Source organism: Oscillatoria sp. FACHB-1407, assembly GCF_014697545.1.
Classification (GTDB): Bacteria; Cyanobacteriota; Cyanobacteriia; order Elainellales; family Elainellaceae; genus FACHB-1407.
This window is the reverse complement of sequence record NZ_JACJSA010000006.1, coordinates 163,670-183,100: the sequence shown is the minus strand read 5'-3', so window position 1 is coordinate 183,100 and position 19,431 is coordinate 163,670. Positions and strand designations below refer to the sequence as shown.

Annotated in this window: 16 protein-coding genes; 2 read left to right on the top strand and 14 right to left on the bottom strand. The window is 48.1% G+C overall.

The window, feature by feature from the left end:
* Positions 1 to 135: 135 nt before the first annotated feature.
* On the top strand, positions 136 to 1,164 hold the full coding sequence (locus H6G89_RS12250; RefSeq protein WP_190506493.1) for a class I fructose-bisphosphate aldolase: 1,029 nt from the start codon (positions 136 to 138) through the stop codon (positions 1,162 to 1,164).
* Positions 1,165 to 1,222: 58 nt separating this feature from the next.
* Here the strand turns inward: H6G89_RS12250 and H6G89_RS34965 are convergent, their stop codons facing one another.
* The 14 genes from H6G89_RS34965 to H6G89_RS12185 form a co-directional block, all read right to left on the bottom strand.
* Complete coding sequence (locus tag H6G89_RS34965; RefSeq protein ID WP_242059919.1) at positions 1,223 to 1,450, bottom strand: transposase; 228 nt, start codon at positions 1,448 to 1,450, stop codon at positions 1,223 to 1,225.
* Between the two features lie 35 nt (positions 1,451 to 1,485).
* Positions 1,486 to 1,626: a hypothetical protein gene (locus H6G89_RS34960; protein ID WP_242059918.1), complete on the bottom strand. Its 141-nt coding sequence runs from the start codon at positions 1,624 to 1,626 to the stop codon at positions 1,486 to 1,488.
* Between the two features lie 192 nt (positions 1,627 to 1,818).
* Positions 1,819 to 2,376, bottom strand: a complete 558-nt coding sequence (locus H6G89_RS12240) for a pyridoxamine 5'-phosphate oxidase family protein (protein ID WP_190506491.1) — start codon at positions 2,374 to 2,376, stop codon at positions 1,819 to 1,821.
* Positions 2,377 to 2,411: 35 nt separating this feature from the next.
* On the bottom strand, positions 2,412 to 3,785 hold the full coding sequence (locus H6G89_RS12235; protein ID WP_190506489.1) for an HlyD family type I secretion periplasmic adaptor subunit: 1,374 nt from the start codon (positions 3,783 to 3,785) through the stop codon (positions 2,412 to 2,414).
* Between the two features lie 355 nt (positions 3,786 to 4,140).
* Entirely contained in the window at positions 4,141 to 4,848 is a 708-nt protein-coding gene (locus H6G89_RS12230) for an ATP-binding response regulator (protein WP_190506487.1), read from the bottom strand.
* Positions 4,826 to 9,316, bottom strand: a complete 4,491-nt coding sequence (locus H6G89_RS12225) for a PAS domain S-box protein (protein WP_190506485.1) — start codon at positions 9,314 to 9,316, stop codon at positions 4,826 to 4,828. Before H6G89_RS12225 ends, H6G89_RS12230 begins: the two co-directional genes overlap by 23 nt.
* Before the next feature lie 236 nt (positions 9,317 to 9,552).
* Positions 9,553 to 9,849 (bottom strand): hypothetical protein, encoded by a 297-nt coding sequence (locus H6G89_RS12220; RefSeq protein WP_190506484.1) that lies wholly within the window; start codon positions 9,847 to 9,849, stop codon positions 9,553 to 9,555.
* 139 nt (positions 9,850 to 9,988) lie between these two features.
* A complete protein-coding gene (locus tag H6G89_RS12215) occupies positions 9,989 to 10,396 on the bottom strand; it encodes a hypothetical protein (RefSeq protein WP_190506482.1) in 408 nt (135 codons plus the stop codon).
* A gap of 252 nt (positions 10,397 to 10,648) precedes the next feature.
* Positions 10,649 to 12,169 (bottom strand): 4-alpha-glucanotransferase, encoded by a 1,521-nt coding sequence (malQ, locus tag H6G89_RS12210; RefSeq protein ID WP_190506480.1) that lies wholly within the window; start codon positions 12,167 to 12,169, stop codon positions 10,649 to 10,651.
* A 191-nt stretch (positions 12,170 to 12,360) separates the two neighbouring features.
* Positions 12,361 to 12,972 carry a YdcF family protein gene (locus H6G89_RS12205; RefSeq protein WP_190506478.1) on the bottom strand — a complete coding sequence of 204 codons (612 nt, stop codon included), beginning with the start codon at positions 12,970 to 12,972 and terminating at the stop codon, positions 12,361 to 12,363.
* 71 nt (positions 12,973 to 13,043) lie between these two features.
* Entirely contained in the window at positions 13,044 to 13,835 is a 792-nt protein-coding gene (locus tag H6G89_RS12200; protein ID WP_190506476.1) for a cobyrinic acid a,c-diamide synthase, read from the bottom strand.
* Positions 13,836 to 13,980: 145 nt separating this feature from the next.
* The gene (gene purM, locus H6G89_RS12195) at positions 13,981 to 15,003 is read right to left on the bottom strand and encodes a phosphoribosylformylglycinamidine cyclo-ligase (RefSeq protein WP_190506474.1); all 1,023 of its coding nucleotides are present in this window, start codon (positions 15,001 to 15,003) and stop codon (positions 13,981 to 13,983) included.
* Positions 15,004 to 15,081: 78 nt separating this feature from the next.
* Positions 15,082 to 16,737 carry an SBBP repeat-containing protein gene (locus tag H6G89_RS12190; protein WP_190506472.1) on the bottom strand — a complete coding sequence of 552 codons (1,656 nt, stop codon included), beginning with the start codon at positions 16,735 to 16,737 and terminating at the stop codon, positions 15,082 to 15,084.
* 489 nt (positions 16,738 to 17,226) lie between these two features.
* Complete coding sequence (locus H6G89_RS12185; protein ID WP_190506470.1) at positions 17,227 to 17,676, bottom strand: hypothetical protein; 450 nt, start codon at positions 17,674 to 17,676, stop codon at positions 17,227 to 17,229.
* A gap of 1,076 nt (positions 17,677 to 18,752) precedes the next feature.
* Between H6G89_RS12185 and H6G89_RS12180 the strand changes: the two genes are divergently transcribed.
* On the top strand, positions 18,753 to 19,430 hold the full coding sequence (locus H6G89_RS12180; protein WP_190506468.1) for a hypothetical protein: 678 nt from the start codon (positions 18,753 to 18,755) through the stop codon (positions 19,428 to 19,430).
* The last annotated feature ends 1 nt before the right edge of the window (position 19,431 follow it).

The window sequence follows — 19,431 nt, the reverse complement described above, 5'->3', positions numbered from 1 at the left end:
ACGTTTCCCAATGGGAGAATCGCTCCCGAACTCAAAACCGCTATCTAGAATGGAGCTAAGGCTAACCGATTATTTCCCCTTCCAAGACCACACCCAGTCCCTATTCCAAGACCATTGCAAGGAGGCATTTCAGGGATGTATACCGAGGAGTTGAAAGCGACCGCAAAAGCCATGGTCGCACCGGGAAAAGGCATTTTGGCAGCCGATGAAAGCTATGGCACTGCCAATAAACGATTTCAAAAATTAGGCATTCCTACCACTGAAGAGATGCGGCGAGCCTATCGCGAGATGCTGTTCACCGCATCGGGCATTGGTAATTTCTTTAGTGGCGTCATCCTGTTTGACGAAACCATTCGGCAATCGACCAAAGATGGGGTGCCGTTTACCAAAGTCTTGATGGATGCAGGCATCATTCCAGGCATTAAGCTGGATGCCGGAGCAAAACCGCTGGCAAAATCTCCTAACGAGGTTGTCACCGAGGGCTTAGATGGCTTGCGCGATCGCATCAAAGAGTACTATGACATGGGTGCCCGATTTGCCAAATGGCGAGCGGTGATTACCATTGGCGATGGCATTCCTTCGCGGCGTTGCATTGAGGTCAACGCTCACGCTCTGGCACGTTATGCCGCGTTGTGTCAGGAAGGCGGGTTAGTCCCGATTGTGGAGCCGGAAGTATTGATGGATGGTGACCACACCCTGGAACGCAGCTATGAGGTTCATCAGGAGACGCTAAAAACCGTCTTTTATGAACTGCACCGTCAGGGCATTGACCTGGATCAGATGATCTTGAAACCCAGCATGGTGATTCCCGGTGAAAATTCGCCAAATCAGGTCAGTGCAGAAGAAGTCGCCAGAGCCACCGTGAAGTGCTTGCTCGATTGCGTTCCGGCTTCAGTCCCCGGATGCGCCTTCCTGTCTGGAGGTCAAAGCGATGAGGATGCGACCGCTCACCTCAACGCCATGAATCAACTGTTTAAGGGACAACTTCCCTGGCATCTCACCTTCTCCTACGGTCGGGCACTGCAACAAGCCGCAATGCAAACCTGGGGAGGACGCGACGAAAACGTAGCCGCTGCTCAAAAAGCCCTGTATCACCGAGCTAAGTGCAATAGTGCAGCCGCATTGGGTGAATATAGTCGCGATATGGAAGCGATCGCTGTATAACAAAATTCTCTTGACAGCAACCCCCGGAATCTTTGAGATTTCGGGGTCTTTTGCCAATCTACCAATCAGAAGGATTGTCAGGATGCAATTGGTCTTCCTGCCAACAAAGGGGATTTTGCTGAATGTATTGCCGTAAAAAATGCAGCGATCGCTCGCTACGAATAATGTGGTCGTAATAACTGCGTTGCCAAACTGAGCTTCTAGGTGCGTTGCGAAGGATGTTAATTTGCCTTGTCACAGCTACTTTGAAACCTGCAACACAAGATGACAAGGATCGAGGTTGCATTGCAAGTATGTTGGGCGAATGGCAATTCGCCCCTATCAACCGCTATGGTTCGGCGTGATCACCCAAGCATCAAATTCAATTTCTTGCCGAATCATCGCCGATCGCTGCCATTCCGTTGACACGATTTGCCCAAATTCACTCAATTGCATCTCACCAGCAGCGATTGCTCTAAACAAACACTATCGTTGATAGGCACAAATTGTGATGAAATACGTTCCAGGTGATGAATAGTCATACTCTTTTAATCGGGTCGATCGCCTGTGATGCTTCTCTGAGTTGTATTTCACAAAATTCTACCAATGCACTTAATTTATTTATAGAATGCCCAGATAGTTTGGCTTAAAGATAAAAGCAGAGTAATTCAAGATTTACTGCATTTCTAAACTGAGGGGAGAGGGTAAACCATCAATACTTTTCATGTTTTTGAGTTGCCAGTAGTCGCGCAACCCATCATCGCCTTTCTTCGTTGCCCACTTCACCAACTCATCGCGATCGCCCGTGTGTTCAAACAGCGGAACCCCTGTACCGCAAGACGTTTGGACGCGATCGATATCCGCCACAATCATTTGCCGAATTCCAGGGATATCGGGGAATAACCCTGCGAACGTGTCCCAACCCGACATTGTGGGGAGCAACACTTTGCCCTGTCCATAGAGACGCAGAATCAGTGGTGCTCCCTGAAAAGCACAAAACATCAGGGTAATGCGACTATTCTCCAGCAGGTGAGCCGAGGTTTCGTTGCCACTCCCCGTCAGGTCGAGGTAGGCAACCCGGTTGGGAGAGAGGATGCGAAAGCTGTCGAGCCCTTTGGGAGAAACGTTGATATGTCCGGTAGGGCTAAGGGGTGCCGTTGCAACGAAGAAGATATGTTGAGCGGCGATGAATCGTTGCAAGTCGTCAGTGATGCAATCAAACACTTTAGCCATAGGGGCGATCGCTCCTCGTCAAGGGTTTAACTACATTACCTCACCCCAAAGGCTTCATCAAATCGGCGAGTAATCGGTTCAATCAAGAAGGTCAACACCGATCGTTGACGAGTTACCAGTTCAGCCGTCGCTGCCATTCCGGGAACCAATTCTACATCGCGGTTTTGCACCCGAACGGTGGTGCGGCTAAGTTCAATTGTGGCGGTAAAGATCAGACCCAAATTTTCGTCCAGCGTGGCGTTTGGGCTAATCTGCACCACTTTTCCTTCGATCGTGCCAAACTCCTGGAAGGGGAATGTGGCGAGTTTTACCTTTGCTCGCATCCCTTCATGGATAAAGCCAATATCCCGGTTCAACACCTTCACTTCCAGCATCAGGTTATTGCCATCCGGCAGAATGGAGAGCAACTCTTCTCCAGGCTCTACAGTGCCTTCGCCCAAGGTTGCCTGTACGTTGTAGATTCTGCCACTGATGGGTGCTCGCAGGGTTTCGCGATCGCGCTGTTTGGTGGCTTGCTCCAGTTGTCCCTCGATGTTGGTCAACTCTTCGCGGCGTTGGTTGAGTTGAGCGATGATCTCCCCTTCGCGTTGTGAACTGAGGGTTCCAGAAGCTTGACGAGCCGCTTGATAGGCTTGCTCTGCCTGTCGAATCGCTTGCCGCTGTCCAGCAATCTCCTGCTCCAATGAAGACACCTGGTCTTGTGCCTGGGTCAGGCGATCTTTGGCTTCCAGGTAATCAAATCGAGGAATAGCCCCATCCACTAACCCACGCAGGCTGCGTTCTCGTTCTTCAGCATTTCGCAGGCTAATTCTGGCGTTTGACAGATTTTCTTGAAGGCGAGCCAATTGGGCACGGGCTTCTGCGATCGCCGCTGATTGTCGGTTTGTCTCTGCCACAGCCGCCGCCTGTCGGGTATCAAACTCACGCAACCGTGCGGCTAACAACTGATCTTGTAATGCAGTTCCAGCACGGGTCTGACCTGTTCGCTCTGCCTCTAACCGGGCAATGTCCTGGCGAATCAGCTCGGCAGATTGTCTTAACCGTTCTACCGCTGCATCGGATACGTCCGGGTCTTGCTCAATCAAGATATCGCCCTGTTGAACGCGATCGCCTTCCTTGACTCGAATTTCCCGAATGATGCCACCGTCCAGTGCGCGTACGGGACGAACCTGCTGAGCAGGAATCAGCTCACCTTGAGTGGTCGCCACCTCATCAACTTTGCTGAAGTGTGCCCAGGTGATGGCTCCTAAGACTAGGGCAGTCAGGCTGCCCGCGAGCAACCGGGTGTAGAGCGGGGGCAACTCTCGAACAGCCTTGCCCAACTCATAGGAGAGGTAATCTTCAGGATTAACAAACTGTTGGCGAGTTTGACGGGCATGGGCAGAAGAAGTAGGGCGTGGCGATTCCATAGGCTGAGCAAGCAAAGATAACCGTCTCAATCATAGTCATTCAATTGTGCTCTTGCAGGGAGTTCTTGAAGTTCAGCAATAATTCATGCAAGGGCTGGGTAGAGCGACGCTCCCCCTCCTATTCAGGTTTCCCACATTCTCACCAGGAAAACATAGCTTTAGTGAGAAAGCTGAAGGCAAAGGCAATAACTCAAACCCTGATGCTGGGAAAGCTTCCTGACTCAACTCCGCCCCATCAAATGTGGCTACGGCTATACCTGGCAACGAGTCAAGGCACCCTGCTATCCTCTCTTCTTTTTTTCTTCCCTCTTCCTTTTTCTTTCTTCCCTCTTCTTTATTTCTTTTTTCTGTTCCCCTACCCCTCAGATTTGCCTTGCAGCAAATTGAATTGTCGCAACAGCTTAATGTTGGCTGGGGTAAGGAGTTGTTGCAGCTCAGACACTTGATTTAACAGAGCAATTTCACGGGAGAATTCTTCCTGCAAGATCTTGAGGTAGCGATCGCGCTGAGCACCGGGAATCCCTTCCTTTAGCATCCGGATGGAAAGGCTGATATTAGACAGCGGATTTCGCAGTTCATCAATCAAGTTATTCAGCAGTTGCCCTTTGGCATCACTAAACTGTTGCAACTCGTGCAATCGTTGGCGCAACTGTTCGGTTTGCTCACAAGCGGTTGTGTATTGCTGCATCATCAAATCCCGCTTTTTCAGTTGAGCGTGTACGGCTCCAAGCAACTCAGTGCGGGTAAAGGGTTTTGTCAGGTAGTCGTACGCGCCCAACTCCATGCCCTGTCGCATATCGGATCGCTCAGTCTTTGCAGTTAAAAAGATGAAGGGAACCGACCCTGCATCAGATTTTTGGCTGAGGGCTCGCAACACTTCAAATCCGTCCATTTTGGGCATGAGCACGTCACAAATGACCAGATCAGGTTCTTGCTCCTGGATCAGTTGCAACCCAATGCGACCATTTTCTGCGCCGATCGCCTCAAACCCTTCCACACTGAGAAGATCAACAATGTTAGTGCGAACGGGACGCTCATCTTCAATGACTAGAATTTTCGACATTGGTTTCCTTCATACCTGGACGTTTCAGCGGCAATGTAACGGTAAATGTTGTGCCCACCCCTATCTCGCTCTCTAGGGTGATATGACCCTTGTATAAATCAACACATCTCTTTACAATTGCCAATCCTAGCCCTGTCCCTTGGATAGTGTCAACGTTAATTGCACGGTAGAACACTTCAAAGAGCCGTTCTCGATTCTCCGGGGGAATTCCAATTCCCTGATCCTTAACTCGTAATATAACGTTGTCAACCTCACAAGCTAATTCCAGCGAAACATTGCCGCCATCTGGAGAGTATTTGATGGCATTAGAAAGCAAGTTGGTCAGAATCTGTCTGAGCAGCTTTGAATCAATTAACACATCCTGAACCTCGCCATGGTTGGTGAAGGTCATGCAGTATTTGGAGCCAGCCGTCAGTTGCAGATCGGCGATCAGAGTTTGGCAAAACAACGGTAAGTTTAATCGCTCTTCTTTGAGTTGCAGGCGATCGGCATCCGACTTACCAATTAGCAACACATCTTCTAAGAGCTGAATCATGTGTTGCACCGAAGCGTGAATCTGCTGGAACCGTTCTCGTCGTTGCTCAACCGACCACTCATAGTGTTCGAGCAGTTCGGCGGCTGATTGAATGGTGGTCAACGGCGTACGAAACTCGTGGGAAATCATCGAGACAAACCGAGATTTTAGCTCGTTCAACTCCTTCTCCTTGGCCAGGGCTTTGAGAATCTCCTCCTCTGCCTGTTTGCGTTCTGTAATGTCTTGAATCAGTGAAACGAAATAGAGTGGTTGACCTTGAGCATCTCGTACTAGCGACACACTCAGGGCAATCCAAACGAGGTGACCATCTTTGTGAAAGTACCGCTTTTCCAGGTGATAGAAGCGAATTTTGCCAGCAAGAACTTGCTGAATGTGTTGCTGATTTAACTCCAGATCGTCGGGATAGGTAATGGATTGGGAAGTCATCGCCAGCAGTTCTGTTTCGGAGTAGCCAACGATACGACAGAGAGCAGGGTTGACCTGCAACCACTGACCCTCCAACCCCATGATTGCCATACCCACTGCTGTGTGTTCAAATGCGCCATAAAAGCGTTCTTCGCTTTCACGCAGCGATTCAAGCAGTTGACTTTGAGCCAGAGCGATCGCCACCTGATCTGCCAGTTGTTGCAACAACTCTAATTCAAACTCAGACCAATCTCTGGGGCGATCGCACTGATGCACAATCAGCAACCCCCACAGCGTAGCTTCACTACTTTCGTGGTGATCAATCTGAAGGATAGGAACAACTAGATTTGCCTTAACTTCAAACTGTTGTAGAAATTCGATGTGACAGGGCTGAGTCTCGGCAGTTGCAATATTGCTAATGGCTTTAATGCGCCCCTGACGATAGTGATCAATATGTTTGGTAAAGCAGGGATCGAAAATATTTTGTCCATGGATCTGGGTATATCCGGGCACTACAGCTTCCTGGACAACTGTGCCAGAACCATTGGGTTGTAGTCGATACACGATCACACGATCGGCTTGTAGTAACTCCTGCACCTCAGTGACAGTTGTATGTAGGATTTCTTCCAACTGCAACGATTGCCGAATTTTGAGGGTGATTTCGGCAAAAAGTTGCGATCGCTGGTGTTGTCGCCGGAGTTGCTCTTCAGCCTGTTTACGGTCGGTGATATTCGTATTTGTCCCCATCATGCGATATGGTCTGCCACTGGTATCATATAACCCCACACCTCGTGTAAGGAACCAATGCACCGTTCCATTTTGATGAATCATTCGATATTCCAGTTCGTACTCTGCGACCTGACCTGCCAAATGCTTGTCAACTGATGCAAGAACCCGACTGAGATCCTCTGGGTGAACAAGTTGCAACCAGGCATCTAAATGATTACGAACCTCATGGTCTTGATACCCCAGCATTTGCTTGAGATGGGGGTCAATGTAAATTTCATTTGTGTTCAGGTTCCAATCCCACACGCCTACCTGACCCGCACAGGACGCCAGGACATACCGAGCCTCTCGTAATCGCAGTTCAGCCTCTACCAATTTGCGTTCGGTGATGTCGGTGATAATGCTGTCGATGCGACTGGCTTTTCCGGTGTTATCGCGAATCAACCAGGAGCGGTGATACAGCCATCGGGTCGTTTCATCGGAACGAACAATGCGATATTCCATGCTCAGTAATTCGGTTTGCCAGAGATTGGCAACCAACCCACCCACCTCCGACTTGTCCTGCGGGTGAACCACTTCTAGCCAGAGATTGGGGTTACAGTAGAACTTTTCAATGGAGTAGCCATAGATTTGCTCAGCCGCCGGACTGATGTAATAGACCATGGTGTTATCTGGAGAGTATGACCACACCACATCGTCAACGGATTGCAAGATGCCGTTAAGGCGATCGGTCGTATCTCGTAGAGCTTCTTCCACCAGTTTGCGATCGGTGATGTCGCGACCAACCGCTTGAAACTCAATAAAATTGCCCTGGTCGTCAAAAATAGCTCGGCTGTTCCACTGTTGCCAACGCACTTCCCCGGTCGGCAGAATCACCTGGTGTTCAAAACAACTGAAGGCATTGTCAGGTCGGAGGGAAGCAATGAGGGAGGTTTCAGTTTCACTATCGAGTGCCAGTAGAAACATGCGGTAGTTGTGCCCAATCAACTCTTCACGAGGAATCCCCAGCACGCGACAGTAGGCATCGTTAACAAAGGTCAGAGTGCCATCAATTAAAAAGCGACACACCAGTTCCGTCTGATCTTCGACGATCGCCCGATAGAGTGCTTCGCTGTTTTGCAGTGCCATCTCGGTCTGCTTGCGGGCGGTGATATCTGAAAAGGAAATAACGGCGGCATAGGGGAGGCGATCGCCAATGTGAAACAGGGGTTGGGAGTTCATTGAAATCCAGGTCAACCCACCATTAGGTTTATACAGCCCCATCACCACATTGGAGCAAGGTCTGCCCGTACGCAGTGTGATGGTTGCAGGATGCATTTCAGTTAAGAACTCAGACCCATCTTCACAAATCGCTTGCCATGAGGAATCCAGCAGTGAACTACCGTAAATCTGCGCTGCCGATCGCCCCAGAATACGCTCCGCACTGGCATTGCAAGCTCGTACTGATCCATCTCCGTCATACAACACAATACCTTCCTGCAAGACCGCGATCACCGAGCGATACCGTTCCTCACTTTCCCGCAGCGCATGTTCCACCTGTTTACGATTGCTGATTTCCTGCTGCAACCGTTCGATGGTGTCCGTTAGTTCGTTGGAATACGCTCTAATCTCAGATCCCTGGCGTTCGTTGACCTGGCGCAGTGATTCTTCCAACACTTTGCGGTTGGTGATATCGAGGTTAATGCCCGTCATTCGCACGGGTTTGCCCATCTCGCTATAAAGCACCTGCCCTTTGCTGGCGATCCAGCGCACCTCGTTGTTGGGGCGAATCACTCTGAACTCAATGTCATACGCCGATCGCTGACAAATCGCCTGACGGCTCGCCTGAAACACATAGTCGCGATCGTCCGGATGCACACAACTCAAAAAGTCTCTATCTCTACCGTTAAACTCGCCTGGGGTCAAGCCAAACAGCTTCTCAACATTGTCAGACCAGGTCACTTTTCCAGTTCGCAGGTTGCAATCCCAAATACCAATCTGAGACGCTTCTAACGCTAGCCGCAGTCGCTCTTCACTGACTCGTAGAGCAGCTTCTGCTTGTTTCAGATCGGTGATGTCGCGCCCAACCGCCTGATATTCGACGAGTCGTCCCCGGTTGTCAAAAATGGCATGATTTGTCCACTGTTGCCAGCGCACCTCACCTGTTGGCGTTGTCATGCGGTGTTCGTAGGTTACGACCGGGCACATTGGAGACAACATTGACAAATGCTGAAGGGGCAAATCGCCATCTTCTTGGGCGATAAACCGCAGAAAATTAGTGCCAATGAGTTCTTGAGCGGGCTGATCGAAGTAGCGGCAGCAGGCTTGATTGACAAAGGTGAGAGTGCCGTCTGAGAGAAAACAACAGATCATTTCGGTCTGGTTTTCGACCAGCATCCGATAGCGTGAGTCTTGTTGATTCGAGCGTTCGACTGTCTCTTGATGGGTTGCAGTGGCACAGGAGGAACATAGATCCGCTGATACACGCCAGATGCTCCAAAATGTTGATGCACCATCCTCTAGTTGATGACTGATGCGCCCACTGAGGGACATGAGCTCACCATCTTTAGTCGTAAATGTAGCGGTAATGGCGCGCTCTTTATTGCGAGTTTGCAGGCTTTGCAGCGTTTTCTGGAGGCGATCGCGACTGTTTGGGTGCAACAACTCAAAAAAGGAACGTTGCTTTAATTCTGTTTTGCTATAGCCCAATAATTGATGCAGAGCAGGATTGGCGTAGAGGCAACGTCCATCAGGAGTAAAAATGAGATACGGATCACTGGCACTATCTAACAAACCTTGCAACTGTCTGATGCAGACTGCCATCCTTATCTCCGTTCGTCAAGCTATGGGTCACAGAGGGACAATACACCAGCTGAGAGTTAATGAACTACACACTTCTTAACTGTAGAAGTTCCGTTCTCATGAACGTAAGCTGGAATTTGCTTAGAATTTTCTACGTATTTTCAACAGGTCAAACTTCCGTGTTTTCCACACTCTCGAATCAGTAGATCGCGAGTTAGTAGACCAGATTACCTGGAGATTGTGCCCGCCTGTCCTCTTTATCGGGTCTTAAAGCCTAAAATCCAGAAAATCTGTCGTTCGATCTCCAACGCTTCCTGAGGGTACTTTATCCCTTGGCTAGTCAGCAGTTGGTGGAGCCTAACCAGTTTTTCCAGTTCCCCTGCAATGGTGCAAATCTCCGATTCCTCCAGATATAAGCTCTCCAAAACTCGATTCAGATCCGTTAGCAGGTCAGCTTGTACGGCTGCTCCGGGTGCAACAATAAACCGCAGTTTTGTTTCCTGCTGATGCAATAGCTTCCGAATGTAGTAAGCCGTGAGTGGAGAGAGTCGCATTGTCTCATCAACCCTATTCAATGTTTATTTATTGCTTTGGTCAGAAAGCTTAAGACAACGGCAATGGCTCAAACCCTGATTCTGGGGATGCCTTCTGACTCGCCTCCGCCTCATTGAATGTGGCTACGGCTATACAGACTCAACATTGCATTGATTGGAGCATGAGCTGAGATGATCGCTGATTGGGGTGGGTGGGAGTAGTCATTCGATCGCTCATCAGCAAACTCTGCGCATCGGAGGGGATGCTGGGTAGTGCTCTGGAGGCAGGATTGCCCTCCTTAGGTAAAAGGGCAAAACTGCACAAATCCGTCCAGAGCCGATATTCTTTACCTGTGAATGTAATAGCGACTTTAATACCCTTGCGTTCAAACTCACACCCGATTTCGTAGATCTTGTCGCGTTGTGAGGCTTGGAAGGTGCAGCACAAATGAAACAGCTTGCCCTGATAGCGCAAACCATCGTAAATTTTTCCGTTAAACCAGAATTTGAATAGAAAAAGCTGACTGCCCAGCGATCGCTCAGTCAACAGAAATGGTAGAGGATTCACAATTTGTAATGGCTCTAGGACTAGCTTTGAATCTAGTCTTTGGCAGCTAAGAGCAACATCGGTGGAACTAATAAAAAAATGATTGGTATTCCCTGGGAGAGCAGAACTCGCAAAAGCACTGAGAAGATTATCCGTGTTTGTGCGAGGAGGGAAAAAGATAATCAGTGAAGGGATAAGGGAGGAGAGCAACGGAAAGCCGTTTTTCGGAGTGCAACTGCACGATCGCCTTCTTCCCCCCTTCACGCTTCACTTTTATGATTGGTGTGCTCTAGGTCTGGGGGCACGTCCGTAGGTTGTAGTCAGATGACGGAGGTGATCGCTATGTCCGGTAAACAGTGCTTCTGGTCGATATCGCCAAGCCCAGTTACCATCGGCTTTGCCCGGAAAGTTCATGCGGGCATCACTGCCTAGCCCCAACACATCTTGCAGGGGGATGAGTGCCTGGTTAGCGATCGAACTGAGTGCCAGACGAATCAGATCCCAGTGGATGCCGTCATTGCTGGTGCATCCTAAATAGCTCAACAGGCGACCTCGTTCATAGTCGGAGAGGTTAGCAAACCAGCCCTGAGTGGTGTCGTTGTCGTGCGTTCCGGTGTAGACCACCGAGTTACGGACGTAGTTGAAGGGTAAAAAGGGATTGTCGTTGTCGGAGCCAAAGGCAAACTGCAAGATCTTCATACCGGGAAACTCGAAGCGATCGCGCAGGGCTTCAACATCTGGGGTAATCACACCCAAATCTTCTGCCAGGATGGGCAAACTGCCGAGTTCTTGCCGCAGGGTATTGAAGAAAGCAACTCCCGGAGCCTCAACCCACTCGCCATTAATCGCTGTCTCTTCACCTTGAGCCACTGCCCAATAGGCACAAAACCCTCGAAAGTGGTCAATCCGAATTAGATCGACAAACTCTAACAGAGCGCGGAATCGTTGAATCCACCAATGGAAGTTGGTCTTCTCAATCACGTCCCACTTATAGATAGGGTTGCCCCAGAGTTGCCCCGTCGCACTGAAGTAGTCGGGTGGCACACCCGCCATGAGAGACACTTCGCCTGTTTCGGAGTCGAGGTGAAAATACTGCGGAAATGCCCAAACATCAGCACTGTCGTGGGCTACATAGATGGGGATATCCCCAATAATGCTAATGCCTCGCTCATTGGCGTAGGTTTTGACGGCAGACCACTGCCGAAAGAATTCGTACTGCACATACTTGTGGTAAAAAACTTCGTTGGTCAATTGCAATCGCCATTTTTCCATGGCGTCCGGGTCACGTTTGGCGATCGCCTCATCCCATTGATGCCAACTTGCCCCATCGTGAGCCGTTTTCAACGCCATAAACAGGGCGTAGTCATTCAGCCAAAACGCCCGACTTGCACAAAATTCTTCAAAATGCTGTCGCTGTTCGGTCGTGGCTCTGGCATGAAAATTTTCAGCCGCTTTTATGAGTAAGGGAGTTTTCGTCGCGATCACCGCGTCATAGTCAACGTGATCTAACGGAAACTCTGGAATGTGATGAAGATCTGAATCGTCTAAAAACCCCTGATCACGCAACATGTCAGGGCTGATCAACAGATGATTACCCGCCATCGATGAATAAGACATGTAGGGCGAGTTGCCGTGCCCTGTGGGACCCAGTGGCAACACCTGCCAGATTTGCTGACCACTGTTGGTTAGAAAATCGATGAAGTGATAAGCGGCTGTTCCTAAATCTCCAATGCCAAAGCGACCGGGAAACGACGTTGGGTGCAAAAGAATACCACTGGCTCTTGGAAACGGCATAGGGCAGCACAGAGAAAGAATTTCATCAAAGGATAATTGCCTCGACTGTATCATGCTCCTGGCAATTCCAGGGTGAAAGCGAGGCTGCGTTTTGAGAATAGTTTTTTGCTGAGGATTTCTGCATCATGCTTTTGCCAGATTGCGATGGCAATCCTATTGGCTTGCGAAAGAGCTACAGATCTGGATATTCGTCACTGACTAAAAAACCGTCCCAGGCTCGATCCCGTACGTCCGGTAAAGACCCACAATACGGCTCTCGCTCCATCTCGAATACTTTTCTCAACGGACTCTGGTGATTGCTGCGAAGGCACTGCAACCGTACGAAAATGGATGCCTCGACTGCCAAACACAATGCCTCCGATGATGCGGGCGCGGCGCATGTGGTAGTCAGAGGTAATGAGATAGATGCTCTTGATCTCGCTGGCTTTAAATTCGTCGGCGAGGGTTGTGAAGTTAGTCACCGTGTCTACCGCACGAAAGTCTAAATTGAGCCGTACAGGATCAATGCCTGCCTCACCAAATACCCATTCGGTATATTCCGGGTTGCTGCCTGATGAAATCCAAATAGGTAACTCAGGATGCTCTTGAGCAAACTGGGCAGCATAGACTTCCCGCTCGGTTGCACCCCCTAACACCAAAATTGCCTGGGGTTGTCTGAGATATCCCTCAAGTTGCCAGTAAGCAACGGCGATCGCAAACACGAGCAATAGAACCTGCACCAGGGAAAAGATTCGTCTGACACACCCAACCCGTTTGCGCTGAGCGCGGGGTTTGCCAGAACGACGAAGATGGGGCGATCGCATAACTCCAAAACACAACCATAGTCGTTTCAGTCAGTAAAACTGACCCGACCGTATTGTAACGAGTCAAAAGCTTATCTAAAAATCAATTCTTGTTCGGGTTTGTAGATGTAATCTGCATCAAACACCATGGAATGTGGATGACGAATAATCGAAAACCCAAAATTAGAGGTGACATCCGTCGTAAACGTCGCCATCACTAATTCCACCAATTTACGGTCTGAAATGGCTGGTTCTTGTACAAAGTAACTACGTTTTGCGAAAAAGATGCCCTCATCCTTAGGAACGATGATGTGGTTGATCCGATGGGCGTATTGGATCGGTTTAATGTAAGTTGTAATAAATTCTTCCTGATTGCGTTGCAGTCGATAGAGTCGCTCGTGTTGTAGCCAACTCATCCGAAACATCATTTTGAGCAGTTCAAATCCTGAAATGTAGTTGAAGACGTTACTCCGTTCTTCGTTGCTAAATACCAACTTGAGTGCTGATTCGAGATATAGATCCGGTTGTCGGCGAGCATCTTGAGCAGAGTGAATGTAAAACTGGCGAATGTAACTCCGTAAAACTACTTCAGTTAACTCAACGTGAATATTAAAGCCTTGTAAAAGTTGCTGGACTCGTTGCCGTGCCTCGTGATCTTCGAGTTTGCGAGACACAATCCCATCTGCGGTATATTCGTCCAAAAATTCAGCCTGCACTTCGGGAGGAGCGACACACATCAGATGACACAGCGATAGAACATAGCGGCGTTGATACCAGGGCAAGCCTTCAAACCACAATCTTGCCTCTGACGGAAGTTGTTCTAAGACATTATCCGCTGTCGTAATCCTCAGAAGCTCTAACTCGCTATCTCTTGGGTTCCTCATAACAGGGCACTGCGATCAAGTGGCAGGCATGATAAATGATTATCCAACTGGATGACTTGCTTCTATTGTGCCCAGGTTGACCTGAACTTCATAAAAGGATTCTGTGAAGTCCGAGAGTTTTGGATTTAGAAAGTGTGAGGAAAGATTATTGAAAAACGAGTTCCCCCGACCCGGCAATGACCTCACCGATCGCCCAGGCAGGTAACCCCTGCGACTCAAACCAGCGAATGACTTGCTCCGCCTCATGGGGAGGCACTAACAGCACAAACCCAACCCCCATATTGAAGGTGTTAAACATCTCAGGAGTGGCGACATTCCCTGTCGTGGCTAACCATTCAAAGATAGGGGGAATCGACCAGCTTTGAGGATTGACCCGAATCGATTGCCCCTCGCCCAGACAACGCGGCAGGTTTTCGGGCAAACCCCCTCCGGTGATGTGTGCCATCCCGTGAATGGCTAGCCCCTCCCGTCGAGCGGCTAACACAGGCTTGACGTAGATGCGCGTCGGAGTAAGCAAAGCATCAGCAAACGACTGTCCCTCCTGCCAGGGCACGGGTTGGTCGAGTTGGGTTTGACTCACTTCCACAATTTTGCGAACCAGACTAAAGCCGTTGCTGTGGATGCCCTGACTGGCGAGGGCGATCGCCACATCTCCCACTTGTACCTGCGACCCATCTAAGATCTGGCTCTTCTCCACAATGCCGACACAAAAACCTGCCAGGTCATATTCTCCCGGTTGATAAAACCCCGGCATCTCAGCGGTTTCACCCCCCAACAGAGCGCATCCTGCTAAGCGACATCCCTCGCTGATGCCTGACACCACCTGCGTCAGTTGCTCTGGGTTTAATTTGCCTGTCGCCAGGTAATCAAGAAAAAACAGTGGCTCCGCTCCACAGGTAAGAACGTCATTGACGCACATTGCCACCAGATCCACCCCAACCGTATCGTGGCGATCGCACTGGTGCGCCAGTTTGAGTTTGGTTCCCACGCCATCGGTGCCGGAGACTAACACGGGTTCTTGATAGCCCGTTGGCAGTTGAAACAACCCACTAAAGCCCCCCAAACCGCCCAAGACTTCTGGGCGACGAGTGCTTTCAACTAACTGGCGGATCTGCTGGACAAAATTGCGCCCCGCAACGACATCTACACCCGCTTCCCGATAATCCATGAGAACCACTGACAACGTTTTGAACCCTCAAATTATCCTACGGGAAGGCTCGCATCAACGCAGATTTTGGCGTAGTCGTTACTGACGGTACTTAGCAACCCAAACATCCCAAACGGGTTCACGTGGATTCGTTCTACCAAGTGAACCACCTGTGATACCAGACATATAAATGTTGTTCGAGCTATCAAGGGCTATAGCACTTGTCCGATCCTCTGAGGATGTGCTTAAAATCTCGCCCCATTGATTAACGCCATTGCTGTCAAACTTGGCAAAGTAAGCATTCCAACCACCAGACGAAGAACCAAAAGCATTTTGAGTTCTACCTACTGTATAGATATTGTTGCCTCCATCAACAGCTATATCAGAAGAATCAGTGAGAAAGGTTCCAAACTGAGTAGACCACAAGCGATCACCATTGGCATTGTATTTAACTAGCCATGGTTTGTTCTCAGCCCAGAGTTGCCCAGGAGCACCTGCCGTATCGCCAGTTAAATAAACATTGTCTGAACTATCAACAGTAATACCGCTGACTGCTTCATTACCAATTCCAGAAGTTCCAAATTGGCGAACCCACTGCAAACTGCCGTTTGTGTCATATTTGGCAAACCAGGCATCTCCTGAACCACCTGCGTTGGACGTACCTAGAACGCCAGACGTTGTGCCGCCAATATAAGCATTACCCAAACTATCTACGGCAATACTAGTTGATGATTCAGATTCAGCCGTACCAAGTTGACGAATCCAAAGACGGCTGCCATTGCTGTCGTATTTAGCTACCCAAGCATCAAACGTAAAATTCCTAGGATTTGTACCTCCTAAAGAGCCAGCGGTCACTCCTGTAATATATAAGTTACCAGAGCGATCGATCGCGATATCGCTGACCTCAGGAATATCACCTAGAGTATTTGATCTCAACGAGTTATCAATCCAAAGTTGATTACCATTGGTGTCGTATTTAGCGATAAAACCAGCTGATCCTGTAGAACTACTGTGCAGCGTCAATCCAGCCAGGTAAATATTGCCAGCAGGATCTGTGCTTAATCCTCGAATGTAATCGTTAGTATTAGTTGCAATACGCCTAATCCATTGTTGATTTCCGGTATTGTCATACTTCGCGAACCAGGCATCATCGAAACCAGCTTGGTTTCCTCCAGCGATCGGGCTGTTAGAGTAACCGCTGACAAAGGTATTACCAAACGAGTCAATGGCTAACCCACCCGAGTAGTTAAAAGCAGCCGTTGCCGCAGCAGGGTTATCTGTAGGAATTTGTCTAATCCATTCCTGCGTTCTCTGAGAAGCTGATGTTGGGCTTGGGCTTGGGCTTGGCGTAGGATTCTGTGTAGGACTAGGACTTGGCGTAGGATTTGGGTTAGGGCTTGGAGCAAGAACCGCAGAGTTAAGTTGAAGTGTATAGCGGGTTGTTCCACTACGACGAAGGATTCTGACAAAATAAGTGTCTGCATTTAAGATGGTTTGGATCAGTTCAGAGCGTGTTCCACCTTTAGTAGAAGCCTTTATCAGGCGACCCCTTGAATCCAATAAAAAAACATCTGCATTTGCCCTTAAATTCGTTAGGGAAAGCGTCAAATTGCTTTGACTAGAGACATTAAATCGAAAGTAATCTTGAGAGTCAGATGGACTTAGTAAACTTCTTTGGATTCGACGGCTATTTGTCAAATTGCCTATGTTACGCGCCGACCTCAAACTATTGTTCATTTGACTTGTCGTTGCCATCTTTAATCACCCCAAATGTTAGATTGAATCGCGTTAAATCTTGATACTGCTGTTAAAGATGTAATTTGTATAGAGACTAACATGGGGTTTGAAATAGTTCGGTATTTTTACTAGGGCTTCACAAGATTTTCAAATGATTTAGAACTTACGCACTTGAAGCCTAAAACTTTGATCCCCCCTAGCCCCTTGAGAGGGGGAAATTCCGGAAGCCCCTTTTCTAATGGGGTTTGAGAGATCTAACTGCATAAGTCCTGTGGTTAAAAATTTCTAAGAGACATAACGGCTTGTAAAACGCATTTCGACTTCGCTCAATGCTCAAACTTCCGTTATAGCAGGGGTGAGCATAGTCGAGATCCGACCACTCAGCCTTAATTCACTCCATCAACTTAGAGGGCTGCAAATTTATTAAAGTTCAATTTACTAAGTAGGGACATGGCATGCCATGTCCCTACAGAGCTTACAAATCTTCAGGTTATCCAATCCACATTTTTAACCATAAGATGCAGTTACAGAGGTGCCATTCGACGTGAAACCACTGGCAGCGAAACCGTTGGTTGAGGGTGTTGATACAGCATTAGTTGTTGTCGCAGTCGTTGCCGTATGTCTGATAGAGCGGCGTCTGCTGCGGCGGCGTGCCCCTCCTGCCATTTCATATTCCTGGCTAGTTTTGCCGTAGCGACTGCCAATGCCGAGCAGCATTTTTTCTGACATTTCTGTCGCGGTTTGCTCGGCCGCTTTGACATCATCAGCGAGTTTGTCAATCGCAGAAAGCGCGGTGTTGTAAGCCGCTAGCTTGATTTCCAGATCGTTGATGGTAGCAGCGTAAGCTTCAGTCGTAAGTCCACCGCCTAAATCAAGATTGGGATGAATGGACAAAATACTCTCAAGGCGACGTTTAGTCCGTTGTAATGGCGCAGAGTTTCTTTTACGTCTTGGCATGACTCAGTAGATCCCTGAATTGGGTTTACAAAAACACTCTATCCAGAGAATTTAGAGACTGACCTGAGGAAAAACTAGCAAGTTTTGAAGCCATCTTAATAACTGCTCTCAAAGTTTAGTAATTATTACTGAGATCAGATAAAAATCAGATGGTGTTTCTCTAGCCGTAGCCACATTCAATGTGGCGGAGGCGAGTCAGGCAGCTTCCCCAGCATCAGGGTTTGAACCATTGTCTTTGCCTTAAGCTTTCTGACCAAAGCTATATCTGTGTTGAGATAGGTTAGTTGAACCGATGATTGCAAAAATTGCAATAAACGTTAGGTAAGTTTGAACGAGAGTTACTTTCGTTTGAACGATTGCAGCTAATGCTTATATCTTTCTAGCTTTTGCTTAAACGAAACTTATACTTGTTTGAACGAGAGTTACTCTCGTTTGAACGATTGCAGCTAATGCTTATATCTTTCTAGCTTTTGCTTAAACGAAACTTATACTTGTTTGAACGTGAGTTACTCTCGTTTGAATGATTGCAGCTAATGCTTATATCTTTCTAGCTTTTGCTTAAACAAAGCTTATATGTGAAGGAGCCGAATCTATAACGGTTCAAATTTTGCCAGTTTGCGTTTGGAGGTTGGCTTGTAACTGAGGCTCACGGCAAGGCTTCCCTTGAAGCTCAGATTTTGCACTGCTTATAACAACCATCGCAAATCAATTGCGGGCTATGTGCGGACTGCCAGAACACACAAGAAGTGTAGTTGCATCTATAGAGTTTTCTCAATCACCAGTTGTAATTCTGCAAGAGTATATAGGGTGAAATACCAAGAATTTGCATCAAAAACTATTGATGTATTTCAACTAAAAATGAAGAGGTTTACGAAGTTTTGAAAAAGTGAGTCACAGCAAGTATCAATTATTTGTAAAGCCTTGTTCTATAAGGATTTTAGGTTGCATAACTAAGTAAGGGTGCACATAAAAACTGTTAGTAATTCCACAGAGACATCTGAGATTCTGTCGAAATCTGTGGGTACTCTCCTAAAGGAAATTACGTTAAGCCTTATTCCTTATTTGAGCAATTCATTATGGCAACCACCAAAACAAAGACCAGTCCAACTCAATTGAGCAATACAACTCGTGTTTTGCTTGCCCTCTGGGATCTGGGAGGCGTTGGCAGGGAGGTAAAGCAAGGAGATCTGACAAAGCGAATTGTTCCAAAAGGACAAAAAAGCAGTGATTACAAGCCTCTGTTGGATCAGTTAGAGAAGGATGGGGCGATCGCCACGACTAAAGCCACAGTTTCTTTGACGGATCAGGGAGCCAACTTATTAGGGAAGAACTTGAGTAACGCTGAATTTACTTTTGCCTCAAATGTTGGAGCGAAAACAGCAAATGCACTCTTAAAGTGGATACGCGAAATGGATGGAACCCTCGGCAAAGCTGAAACGAATGGCAACGGCAAGAAAGCATCTGGGGCGATCGAGTCTTATGAAGCGTTTAAGACAGTTGCACTGGAAACCTATAATCGCTTGAACAAAGATTACAACCTAGACAATCTAGTGCCTATCTATCGGATTCGTCGTGAAATTGGCGATCGGGTTTCTCGCTCTAATTTCAATGAATGGATGTTAGAACTACAAACTAATGATGTTTTTCAGTTATTAGAGGGGAGTATTGAAGACAGTGCTCCAGACAAGATCGAAGATTCAATTACAACAAAGTTAGGAAAGTTACGTTGTTATGCTAAACGGATGAGTGCATAAC

Coding starts and splice junctions, on each gene's coding strand:
- H6G89_RS12250 (WP_190506493.1), top strand. CDS start 136: ATGTATACCGAGGAGTTGAAAGCGACCGCAAAAGCCATGGTCGCACCG.
- H6G89_RS34965 (WP_242059919.1), bottom strand. CDS start 1,450: ATGCAACCTCGATCCTTGTCATCTTGTGTTGCAGGTTTCAAAGTAGCT.
- H6G89_RS12240 (WP_190506491.1), bottom strand. CDS start 2,376: ATGGCTAAAGTGTTTGATTGCATCACTGACGACTTGCAACGATTCATC.
- H6G89_RS12235 (WP_190506489.1), bottom strand. CDS start 3,785: ATGGAATCGCCACGCCCTACTTCTTCTGCCCATGCCCGTCAAACTCGC.
- H6G89_RS12230 (WP_190506487.1), bottom strand. CDS start 4,848: ATGTCGAAAATTCTAGTCATTGAAGATGAGCGTCCCGTTCGCACTAAC.
- H6G89_RS12225 (WP_190506485.1), bottom strand. CDS start 9,316: ATGGCAGTCTGCATCAGACAGTTGCAAGGTTTGTTAGATAGTGCCAGT.
- H6G89_RS12220 (WP_190506484.1), bottom strand. CDS start 9,849: ATGCGACTCTCTCCACTCACGGCTTACTACATTCGGAAGCTATTGCAT.
- malQ (WP_190506480.1), bottom strand. CDS start 12,169: ATGCCGTTTCCAAGAGCCAGTGGTATTCTTTTGCACCCAACGTCGTTT.
- H6G89_RS12205 (WP_190506478.1), bottom strand. CDS start 12,972: ATGCGATCGCCCCATCTTCGTCGTTCTGGCAAACCCCGCGCTCAGCGC.
- H6G89_RS12200 (WP_190506476.1), bottom strand. CDS start 13,835: ATGAGGAACCCAAGAGATAGCGAGTTAGAGCTTCTGAGGATTACGACA.
- purM (WP_190506474.1), bottom strand. CDS start 15,003: ATGGATTATCGGGAAGCGGGTGTAGATGTCGTTGCGGGGCGCAATTTT.
- H6G89_RS12190 (WP_190506472.1), bottom strand. CDS start 16,737: ATGGCAACGACAAGTCAAATGAACAATAGTTTGAGGTCGGCGCGTAAC.
- H6G89_RS12185 (WP_190506470.1), bottom strand. CDS start 17,676: ATGCCAAGACGTAAAAGAAACTCTGCGCCATTACAACGGACTAAACGT.
- H6G89_RS12180 (WP_190506468.1), top strand. CDS start 18,753: ATGGCAACCACCAAAACAAAGACCAGTCCAACTCAATTGAGCAATACA.